The sequence below is a fragment of the Oerskovia rustica genome (genome assembly GCF_014836555.1).
GTDB classification, from domain to species: Bacteria; Actinomycetota; Actinomycetes; order Actinomycetales; family Cellulomonadaceae; genus Oerskovia; species Oerskovia rustica.
Window position 1 is genome coordinate 30444 of the sequence record NZ_JACSQQ010000017.1, and the last position, 10368, is coordinate 40811.

The following is a 10368-nucleotide window of genomic DNA, read 5'->3' on the forward strand; positions in this document are numbered from 1 at the left end:
TGGGGGCGTGTATGAAGGCGCGGTCCAGGACCTGATCGACGAGCTCGGCCGACTCCCCGGGGTCGGCCCCAAGAGTGCCCAACGCATCGCGTTCCACCTCCTCGCGGCCGACGCCGCGGACGTGCGGCGGCTCTCCGACGCGCTCACCGAGGTCAAGCTGCGCGTGCGGTTCTGCGAGATCTGCGGCAACGTCGCGGAGTCCGAGCAGTGCCGCATCTGCCGTGACCCCCGGCGCTCCGCAGAGGTGATCTGCGTCGTCGAGGAGCCCAAGGACGTCGTCGCGATCGAGCGCACGCGCGAGTTCCGCGGCAAGTATCACGTGCTCGGCGGGGCCATCAACCCGATCGACAACGTCGGTCCCGACGACCTGCGCATCCGTGAGCTCCTCACCCGGCTCGCCGACGGCGCGGTCCAGGAGGTCATCCTTGCGATGGACCCCAACGTCGAGGGCGAGGCCACGGCCACCTACCTCACGCGCATGCTCTCGCCCATGGGGCTGCGCGTGTCCCGCCTGGCGTCCGGACTGCCGGTAGGTGGAGACTTGGAGTACGCCGACGAGGTGACGCTCGGGCGGGCGTTCGAGGGACGGAGGGTCGTCAGTGGTTGAGACCGAAGAGGCCGTGGGGTCGGACCTGCGGTCCGTCGCGGCCTCGGTGTCCGCGCAGGCGCGCACCTTCCTCACGACGACCGCGGAGGTCGCCTCGGGCGCGGCCCCGGAGGCCGCGATCCCGTTGCTCCTCCTCGCCACGTCGGACCTGCTGGCCGTCGGCGCACGACTGGGCGCCATGATGGACGTCGTCCCGGACCAGCGCTTCGAGCCCGACGCCGGGCCCGAGACCGACCTCGACCCGTTGCGCGAAGGCCTGGCCCGGCTGCTCGACGGCCTCGACGACTACCCGGAGATCGAGGACCCGGTGCTCGGTGCGGTCGTCGGTCAGGCGTCCGTGTCCGGGGACATCGCGTGCATCGCCGAAGCCCTGGCCAAGGGGCTCCAGCACTACGACTCCGGCCAGGAGCTCGAGGCCCTGTGGTGGTGGCAGTTCTCCTACCTGTCGCTGTGGGGCGAGCGGGCCGCGAGCGCGCTGCGCGTCCTGCAGCTCGTGCTCGCGCACCTGCGGCTCGACGTCGAGGACGACGTCGCCGCCGAGGCGGAGTACGACGCGCTGCACTCCTGACGCGAACAGTGCTCGGGAGGCGTGGCGCGTGCAGTGTCCTGCGGCGTGACCACCGACCGCTAGGGTCTGGCAGCAAGACAGCACGCGGACGTCTCGTCGCCCGTCGTGCAAGACTTCCGTGTGACCTGGGACCTCGCCGCGACCCTTCCCACCGCCGACGGGATCGTGCTGCCCGGCTCGGGCGGGCTCGAGCTCGACCTCCTGACGATCGCCCTGCTGGTCCTCGCGGGCCTGACCGCCGGCTGGATCGACGCCGTGGTCGGCGGGGGAGGGCTCGTCCAGCTCCCCGCGCTGCTGCTCGTCCCCGGGATCAGCCCCGTCCAGGCCCTCGCGACCAACAAGCTCGCGAGCATCATGGGCACGTCCGTGAGCGCGACGACGTACTACCGGCGCGTGGGGCCGGACCTACGGACCGCCGGACCCATGGCGCTCGCGGCGCTCGTAGGGGCCGTGGGCGGCGCAGCGCTCGCGTCGAAGATCCCCGCCGAGCTGTTCAAGCCGATCATCCTCGTGGTCCTGATCGCCGTGGCGGCGTACACGATCGCCAGGCCGAGGCTCGGTCACACGACGAACCTGCGCTGGGAGGGCAACGGTCACCGGTGGGCCGCGGCGGGGATCGGGCTCGCGATCGGGTTCTACGACGGGCTGCTCGGCCCCGGGACGGGGACGTTCTTCGTCATCTCGCTCGTGAGCATCCTGGGGTACGCGTTCCTGCCGGCCTCGGCGCTCGCGAAGATCGCGAACTTCGCGACCAACGCCGGGGCGCTCATCTTCTTCGTCCCGTACGGCGCGGTGCTGTGGGGACTGGGGCTCGCGATCGGGGCCGCGAACCTGCTCGGCGCCTACATCGGGGCACGCATGGCAGTGGCCAAGGGCAGCGGGTTCGTGCGGGTCGTGTTCGTGGTCGTGGTGGGCGCCTTGATCTGCAAGCTGGGGTACGACGTCCTCACGAGCCTGGGGGAGTGACCGTGCGCGAGGAGGGGGTGTCGGGCGGGGCCGGTCCGAAGGGGTCCGGCCGGCCGGGGCCGAGACGGGTCGTCCGGTCCGAGACGGGTGGTTACGCACCTGACCTGGAGACCCGTCTCGTGCGCGAACACCCGTCTCGTGCGCGACCGCGGGTGCGGGCGCCGGGTGCGACGAACCGTGGCGGCGACCTCGTGCACGACCTGCACGACCTGCACAACCTGCACGACCTGCACGGTCGGCCTCGTTCGCGGTGGCGCCCTCTCGTCGGGGTGCTCGTCGCTGTCGTGGGGTATGTCCTGGTGGCGATCCCCGCCATGATCGCCTACGACCGCGGGATCGACGGCTACGGCTACCTCTGTCAGACGGGACCGGGCGTCGAGGCTGACCTTGCCTGCATCGGCGATCCGGCGCCTGCCACCGAGGCGTTCGCGGACCTCGTGGTGATGGTCACCGTGCCTGCCGCGCTCGGGATCCTCGTCGCCTGGCCGCGGCGGCGGGGTCTCGTGCTCCTGGTGCTGGCCTGTGCGGGCCTCGGGCTCTACACCTGTCTCGTGCTGGCCAACCCGCGCACCTGACCCCGCCCAGCCACCACCCGGCTGCCCACGCCGCCGAGAACGGGATGGAGGCCGTCAGGGGGCCCGAAACGGCATCGACAACGTTCTCGGCACCCGCTGATCACGGCGTCGTCGCAGGTCAGCGCCCGACCCCCGTTCCCGGCCGGCCGCATCCTGAGCACCCTCCCGGCGACCCCGGGCCTCGGGCTATCATCGACCGACTCGTAAAACACCCGGCGGGCCGTTGAGAGAGACGGAGGCCGGCGACGTAACGGAGCAGCAAGTGGCACTTGTCGTGCAGAAATATGGTGGCTCGTCGGTAGCTGATGCGGAGAGCATCAAGCGGGTGGCGAAGCGCATCGCAGAGACCAAGCGGGCCGGACATGACGTGGTCGTCGTGGTCTCGGCCATGGGTGACACGACGGACGAGCTCATCGATCTCGCCCAGCAGGTCACCCCCCTCCCTCCCCAGCGCGAGATGGACATCCTGCTCACGGCAGGCGAGCGCATCTCGATGTCGCTGCTGGCGATGGCGATCAACAACCTCGGTGTGAAGGCGAAGTCGTTCACGGGCCAGCAGGCCGGCGTGATCACGGACGCCGTGCACGGCAAGGCGCACATCGTCGACGTCGTCCCGCACCGCATCCGCGAGACCGTCGAGAAGGGCTCGGTCGCGATCGTCGCCGGGTTCCAGGGCGTCACCCAGAGCACCAACGACGTGACGACCCTCGGTCGCGGCGGCTCGGACACCACGGCCGTGGCGCTCGCGGCGGGCCTGAGCGCCGACGTGTGCGAGATCTACACCGACGTCGACGGCGTGTTCACCGCGGACCCGCGCATCGTGCCGACGGCCCGCAAGATCGACCACATCTCCTACGAGGAGATGCTCGACATGGCGGCGAGCGGGGCCAAGGTCCTGGTGCTGCGCTGCGTCGAGTACGCGCGCCGCTACGGCGTGCCCATCCACGTCCGTTCGTCGTTCTCGACGAAGGCCGGGACGATCGTGTCGAACGACGCGCGCTCGGTGCCGAACGTCCCCCAGCAGGCTCCCGGCTCCCCGGCCGGCAACGAGGCAGAGGTCATCATGGAAGCTCCGATCATCTCCGGCGTCGCGCACGACCGCAGCGAGGCCAAGATCACCGTCGTCGGCGTCCCGGACGTGCCGGGCACGGCCGCACGCATCTTCGAGGTCGTGGCCGGTGCGGGCGCGAACATCGACATGATCGTCCAGAACGTCTCGGTCGCGGCCACGGGCCTGACGGACATCTCGTTCACGCTGCCCATGGACGACGGCGCGCTCGCGACCACGGCCCTGGACGCCGTGCGCGAGGAGATCGGCTTCGCGTCGCTCCAGTACGACGACCAGATCGGCAAGGTCTCGCTCATCGGGGCGGGCATGAAGTCGAGCCCGGGCGTCTCGGCGCAGCTCTTCGGTGCGCTGCGCGACGCGGGCATCAACATCGAGATGATCTCGACGTCGGAGATCCGCATCTCGGTCGTGACCCGCGCCGACAGCCTCGACGACGCGGTGCGGGCCATCCACACCGCGTTCGAGCTGGACGGCGAGAGCGAAGCAGTCGTCTACGCCGGCACCGGCCGTTGAGCGAGGAGAGAACCATGAGCAACCAGAACTCTGCAGGCCTCGTCGTCGGCGTCGTCGGGGCGACCGGTCAGGTCGGCGCCGTCATGCGTCGTCTGCTCGAAGAGCGTGACTTCCCGGTCGCGCAGATCCGCTACTTCGCGTCGGCGCGGTCCGCGGGCAGCACGCTGCCCTGGAAGGGTGAGGACGTCGTCGTGGAGGACGCGGCCACGGCCGACGTGTCGGGCCTCGACATCGCCCTGTTCTCCGCGGGGGGCGCGACCTCGAAGGCGCAGGCCGAGCGCTACGCCGCGGCGGGCGTCGTCGTGATCGACAACTCGTCCGCGTGGCGCATGGACCCGGACGTCCCGCTGGTCGTCTCGGAGGTCAACCCGGAGGCGATCCACGAGGCGCGCAAGGGCATCATCGCCAACCCGAACTGCACCACGATGGCCGCGATGCCGGTCCTCAAGCCGCTCGCGGACGAGGCCGGTCTGGAGCGTCTGATCGTGGCGACGTACCAGGCGGTCTCGGGTGCGGGGTTGGCCGGTGCGGCCGAGCTGCGCGACCAGGCGGTCGCGGGAGCCGAGCAGGACCTCACGGGCCTGGTGCACTCGGGCAGCGCGGTCTCGTTCCCCGCGCCGGACAAGTTCCCGCGCAACATCGCGTTCAACGTGGTGCCGCTCGCCGGCTCGATCGTGGACGACGGCGAGGAGGAGACCGACGAGGAGAAGAAGCTCCGTCACGAGTCTCGCAAGATCCTCGGCCTCCCGGACCTGCTGGTCGCGGGTACGTGCGTGCGGGTCCCGGTGTTCACGGGTCACTCGCTCGCGATCCACGCCGAGTTCGGTCAGGCCATCTCTCCTGACCGTGCGCGCGAGCTCCTCGCGGACGCCCCGGGGGTCGCGCTCTCGGACGTCCCGAACCCGCTCGAGGCCGCAGGTGCCGACCCGTCGTTCGTGGGCCGTATCCGTACCGACCAGAGCGTGCCGGGCGGTCGCGGCCTGGTGTTGTTCGTGTCGAACGACAACCTCCGCAAGGGTGCCGCGCTCAATGCGGTGCAGGTCGCGGAGCTGGTCGCGGCGGACCTCGCGAGCAAGGCTTCGACCCCCGCGTGACCCGGCTGTCAGAACCAGCGTGACACCGAGGTCACGCTGGTTCTGACACGGACCACGCATCGCAGTGCCCGACGGCGCCCCTCACCTTCCGGTGGGCGGGCGCCGTCGTGCTGTGTGCCGTCCCGGGAAGTGAGCTGTGGCCCCATGGTCCGACGGGATCAGGGGCCGCCCCCCCCCCCCCCCCACTTCTCGTCGAGGAAGCCCCTTGCGCGCACCCACGGTTCTGTGGTTCATTACTCATGTAATGAACCACAGAACGTGCGATCGACGAGAGGATGGGCCCCATGTTCGACGGACCTGAACCCATCTACCTGCAGATCGCCCAGCAGATCCGCGCCCAGATCCTGAGCGGCGACCTCGCCGAGGAGGAGCAGGTCATGTCCACGACCCAGTACGCGACGACGTTCCGCATCAACCCCGCGACGGCCGCCAAGGCCTTCGCCGGGCTGGTCGACGAGGGCGTCCTCTACAAGCGCCGTGGCGTCGGCATGTTCGTCGCGACCGGAGCCCGCGAGAAGCTGCTCGCCGAGCACCGCGACCGCTACTTCGCCGAGGTCCTGCGCCCCGCGCTGGTGCAGGCCGACCTCCTGGGTATCACGCCCGCCGAGATCGTGGACCACGTGCTCGGCCGCGGACCCCAGGGCCGCCCCACCCCGACGGGAGAGACCTCATGACCGCCCCCACCCGCCCCGAGCCGTTCGGCGTCGAGCTCCAGGACGTGACCCTGAGCTTCGGCAAGGACGAGAAGCACCCTGCGCTCGACGGCCTGAGCCTCCAGGTACGCCCGGGCACCATCACGGGCCTGCTCGGCCGCAACGGCGCGGGCAAGACCACCGCCCTCTCGCTGATCGCCGCCATGCGTCGGCCTGACGCCGGCACGGTCCTGGTCGACGGCGAGGACCCGTTCGAGAACGCCTGGGCCATGGCCGGCACGCAGCTCGTCCGCGAGAGCGGCGACACGATCGCCGCGACCAAGGTCGCCGACAGCCTGGGCTACTACGCCGAGCTGCGCGAGCACTGGGACGCGAACCTCGCTGCGGGCCTGGTCGACCTGTTCGAGATCGACCTGCGCAAGGCTCCCGAGAGCCTCTCGCGCGGCAAGCGATCGGCGCTCGGAGCGGTCATCGGGCTCGCGTCGCGGGCGCCGCTGACGATCTTCGACGAGGTCTACCTCGGGATGGACGCGCCCAGCCGGTACGCGTTCTACGACGCGCTCGTCGAGGACTACACCGAGCACCCCCGCACGATCATCCTGTCGAGCCACCTGATCGACGAGGTCGAGCGGATCTTCGAGGACGTCGTGATCGTGGACAAGGGGCGTGTCCTGCTCGCGGAGAGCGTCGAGTCGGTCCGCGCCAGGGGAGTGAGTCTCACGGGGACCGCTGCCGTGGTCGAGCAGTTCGTCGACGGCCGCCGTGTGCTGGCCCGTCAACGCCTGGGCAGCACGGCCCAGGTCACGCTCTTCGGCACGCTCGACGACGCCGAGCGCGCCGCGGCGACCGAGGCGGGCCTCGAGCTCGGCGCGGTGCCGTTGCAGGACCTGTTCGTGCACCTGACCCGAGAGGAGCGGTCATGACCGAGAACCTGGCGGGCCCCACGGCCCTCACCGATCGCGAGGTGCAGCGTGCCACGATGCGTCGCGCTGCCGAGAGACGGTCGCTGCGCACCTCGGCGTGGTCGATGTGCGCCGGGACGTGGCAGATCGGCGTGTGGTTCTGGGCGATCGTGCTCATCATCGCGGGCATCATCGGCTACGTCGAGGTGCGCACCGACATCCTCGACGGCAGCGTGATCGACGGCGTCGTGAGCGGGTCGGCGAAGTTCTTCCTGTTCGTCATGGGCATCATCACGCCCCTCGCCATGATCGCGGTGCACGTCGCGGCGGGAGGCACCCGACGGTCGTTCATCCGTTCGGCCTGGTTCACGGCGGTCTTCCTCGGGCTCACGTTCGCGGTCGTGGCGGCAGCGCTCGGCTACGTGGAGTGGCTCGTCTTCCGGTCGCAGGGCTGGTCGCCCGAGCTCGACCGGGCCCAGCTCTACGTCGACGGCGGGCAGGTCGGCACCGCGTTCCTCGTGCAGCTCTTCTTCTGCAGCGTGTACTGGCTCTCGGGCGCGGCGATCGGCATGGGGTACTACGGCTTCGGCGTGTGGCGCGGGACCTTCGCCATCCCGCTGTTCCTGGTCCCACTGGTCCTCGTCGAGCTCGCGTTCCAGAGCGGCTACTTCGGCAGGCCGTTCGCCCAGGCCGTCGGTCTGGCCGATGCCCAGGTGCTCACCGCGGTGGTGGGCGGTCTTCTGGGCCTCGCCGCAGCGGCGTTCGCGTTCCACCTGGTCACGAGGTCGGTGGCCATCGCTCCCGTCACGACCTGACGGTCGACTGACGCACTGGCGTCCCCGACGCCTTAGCGCGGCGCGTCCCCTCCGCGGGGCCGGCGCACCCACCACGAACGCTCATCCCGTCCAGCGGACGGCGCCCGGTCCACCGGTGCGCCGCCCGGTGGGCGAACACACCCTCAGGGAGGTCGCCATGACCACCGCACATCCTGTCCCGTCCGTCCCACCCTCGCCGTCGCTCGCGGCACGCACCGTGCCCGACGGCGCCGCACCGGCCATCGAGGTCGTCGCCCTGCGCAAGGCGTACGGGAGCACCGTCGCCGTGCGCGACGTGAGCTTCGCCGTCGGGCCGGGGGAGATCTTCGGCGTCCTCGGCCCCAACGGGGCCGGCAAGACGACCACGGTCGAGTGCCTGGCCGGGCTCCGGCAGGCCGACGCCGGGACCGTCCGGATCCTCGGCCTCGACCCGCAGTCGGACCCTGCCTCGGTGCGCGAGCTCCTGGGCGTCCAGCTCCAGGAGGCCGAGCTCAACGAGCGCATGACCGTGGCCGAGGCGCTGCGGCTCTACGCCTCGTTCTACGAGGACCCGGCCGACACGGCCGAGCTCATGGACCTGCTGGACCTCGCCCCGCACCGCGACCAGCAGTTCGCGAAGCTCTCGGGCGGGCAGAAGCAGCGGCTCTCGATCGCGCTCGCGCTCGTCGGGAACCCGCAGGTCGCGATCCTCGACGAGCTGACCACGGGGCTCGACCCGCAGGCCCGCCGGGCGACCTGGGAGCTCGTCGAACGCGTGCGGGAGCGGGGCGTGACGATCCTGCTCGTGACGCACTTCATGGACGAGGCCGAGCGCCTGTGCGACCGCCTCGTCATCATCGACCAGGGTGTCGTCGTCGCGGCCGGGTCCCCGGCCGAGCTCATCGAGTCGGTCGACTCCTCGCGCGTGCTGCGGCTGCGGGTCGAGCCCCACGAGGAGCCCGTCGTGCTCGAGGTCCTCGGCGGCCTCGCGGACGTCGGTGCGGTGGCGCGAGCGGGCCGCGAGATCGAGGTGACGGGGACGCGGCGGGTGCTGCCCGCCGTCGTGCTGGCACTCGCAGAGCGTGACGTCGTGCCCGACGTCCGGACCATGACCAGATCGCTCGAGGACGTGTTCGTGCACGTCACGGGCAGGACGTACGACCACACGGGGGCGACGGGCCCCGCCGCGACCGACGACCGGTCCGACACCGAAGGAGCAGCGCGATGACCACGCAGACGGCACGGACGACGACACAGGGCGCGCGGCAGGCGGGCGGCCCCCGACGCCGCAGGATCGCGGGCACGGGTTGGCACGGCCTGCGGACGCTGACCCTCACCGAGGCCCGCCTGCTGCTCCGCGACCCGGGGACGGTCTTCTTCGCGCTCTTCTTCCCGACGGTCCTGCTCGTGGGTGTGGGTTTCGCGTTCCCCGGCATGCGGGACGTCATCACCGACGCGCCGCCACCCTGGGAGGGGCTGACCGCGGTCGCGGTCTACGTCCCCGTGGCGCTCGCGACCGCCGTCGCGACGGTCGCGCTCACGACCCTGCCCGTCTACTTCGCGACGTTCCGCGAGAAGGGCGTGCTGCGCCGGCTCTCGACGACCCCCATGAAGCCGCAGGGGCTCATCGGGGCGCACCTGTTCATCAACCTGGTGACGGTCTGCGTCGCGGCGCTGCTCGCGGTGGTCGTGGGGAGCCAGGTGTTCGACCTCGCGGGCCCCACGAACCTCACGGTCGTCCTGGGGAGCTTCCTGCTGGGGATCCTGTCGATGTTCTCGATCGGGATGCTCATCGCGTCGCGCGCCGGGAAGGCGAGCACCGCGTCGGCGATCGGGATGACGCTGTACTTCCCGATGCTGTTCCTCGCGGGCATGTGGACGCCCGGGCCGGTCATGCCCGAGGTAGTGGAGACCATCGCCGGATACACGCCGCTCGGCGCGGCGACGCAGGCCATGACGACGGGCTGGTTCGGGACCGGCGTCCCGGTGTCGCAGCTCGTGGTCATGGCGGTGTGGACCGTGGTGCTGCTGCCGCTCGCGGCGAGGCTGTTCCGCTGGTCGTGAGGACGGGCTACCGGACGAGGTGCGGGCCCGCGGTCGGGTCCGCGAGGTAGCCCAGCGTGTGGCCGAGGCGCTCGCTCGTCGACGCGGCGAGGTCGGTGGGCAGGTCGTCGGGCGAGAACCACGCGACGGCGAGCGACTCGTCGTCCGCGACGTGGGCCTCGGCCGCCGCGGCGGGGGAGACCGGGCGGCACAGGAAGCACAGGTCGAGGTACTGCGACCGGTCGCCGTTCGGGTACTCGACGGGCGGCGTCACGGTGACCCCGGTCAGGGCGTCGACGTGGACCGCGACGCCGGTCTCCTCCAGGATCTCGCGGGCGAGGCCCACGGCCGGGTCCTCGCCCGGTTCGAGGATGCCGCTGACGATCGCCCACTGCCCGGTGTCGGCGCGCTGCCCCAGGAGGAGGCGGCCTGCGTCGTCGATCACGACGCCGGACACCCCCGGCATCCACAGGAGGTCGGTCCCGACGCGGGACCGGAGGGCGGCGACGAAGTCGGGGATCGGCATGGGATCGAGCGTAGACCTGCGCGCCACGGGGAGTGTCGGAACCCGCGAGACCTCGGGG

12 protein-coding genes are annotated in these 10368 nt (G+C 71.2%); 11 read left to right on the forward strand and 1 reads right to left on the reverse strand.

Going from position 1 to position 10368, the window contains the following annotated elements:
• The first annotated feature begins 7 nt into the window (after positions 1–7).
• From recR to H9652_RS11380, 11 genes are all read left to right on the forward strand, one after another.
• Positions 8–607, forward strand: a complete 600-nt coding sequence (gene recR, locus H9652_RS11330) for a recombination mediator RecR (RefSeq protein ID WP_191796338.1) — start codon at positions 8–10, stop codon at positions 605–607.
• Positions 600–1175 (forward strand): DUF5063 domain-containing protein, encoded by a 576-nt coding sequence (locus H9652_RS11335; protein ID WP_138822668.1) that lies wholly within the window; start codon positions 600–602, stop codon positions 1173–1175. Before recR ends, H9652_RS11335 begins: the two co-directional genes overlap by 8 nt.
• Before the next feature lie 168 nt (positions 1176–1343).
• Complete coding sequence (locus H9652_RS11340) at positions 1344–2141, forward strand: TSUP family transporter (RefSeq protein WP_191796392.1); 798 nt, start codon at positions 1344–1346, stop codon at positions 2139–2141.
• A gap of 191 nt (positions 2142–2332) precedes the next feature.
• Entirely contained in the window at positions 2333–2716 is a 384-nt protein-coding gene (locus H9652_RS11345) for a hypothetical protein (protein ID WP_225228110.1), read from the forward strand.
• 262 nt (positions 2717–2978) lie between these two features.
• The gene (locus H9652_RS11350) at positions 2979–4298 is read left to right on the forward strand and encodes an aspartate kinase (protein ID WP_138822672.1); all 1320 of its coding nucleotides are present in this window, start codon (positions 2979–2981) and stop codon (positions 4296–4298) included.
• Between the two features lie 14 nt (positions 4299–4312).
• Entirely contained in the window at positions 4313–5392 is a 1080-nt protein-coding gene (locus H9652_RS11355) for an aspartate-semialdehyde dehydrogenase (protein WP_191796340.1), read from the forward strand.
• A gap of 284 nt (positions 5393–5676) precedes the next feature.
• Positions 5677–6066: a GntR family transcriptional regulator gene (locus H9652_RS11360; RefSeq protein ID WP_191796341.1), complete on the forward strand. Its 390-nt coding sequence runs from the start codon at positions 5677–5679 to the stop codon at positions 6064–6066.
• The gene (locus H9652_RS11365) at positions 6063–6968 is read left to right on the forward strand and encodes an ATP-binding cassette domain-containing protein (RefSeq protein WP_191796342.1); all 906 of its coding nucleotides are present in this window, start codon (positions 6063–6065) and stop codon (positions 6966–6968) included. The genes H9652_RS11360 and H9652_RS11365 overlap by 4 nt, the downstream gene beginning before the upstream one ends.
• The gene (locus H9652_RS11370) at positions 6965–7762 is read left to right on the forward strand and encodes a hypothetical protein (RefSeq protein ID WP_191796343.1); all 798 of its coding nucleotides are present in this window, start codon (positions 6965–6967) and stop codon (positions 7760–7762) included. The genes H9652_RS11365 and H9652_RS11370 overlap by 4 nt, the downstream gene beginning before the upstream one ends.
• A gap of 157 nt (positions 7763–7919) precedes the next feature.
• Positions 7920–8969 carry an ABC transporter ATP-binding protein gene (locus H9652_RS11375; protein ID WP_191796344.1) on the forward strand — a complete coding sequence of 350 codons (1050 nt, stop codon included), beginning with the start codon at positions 7920–7922 and terminating at the stop codon, positions 8967–8969.
• On the forward strand, positions 8966–9805 hold the full coding sequence (locus H9652_RS11380) for an ABC transporter permease (protein ID WP_191796345.1): 840 nt from the start codon (positions 8966–8968) through the stop codon (positions 9803–9805). The genes H9652_RS11375 and H9652_RS11380 overlap by 4 nt, the downstream gene beginning before the upstream one ends.
• A gap of 7 nt (positions 9806–9812) precedes the next feature.
• On the opposite strand, the gene H9652_RS11385 is transcribed toward H9652_RS11380, so the two are convergent.
• Positions 9813–10310: an NUDIX hydrolase gene (locus H9652_RS11385; protein ID WP_191796346.1), complete on the reverse strand. Its 498-nt coding sequence runs from the start codon at positions 10308–10310 to the stop codon at positions 9813–9815.
• Positions 10311–10368 lie beyond the last annotated feature (58 nt).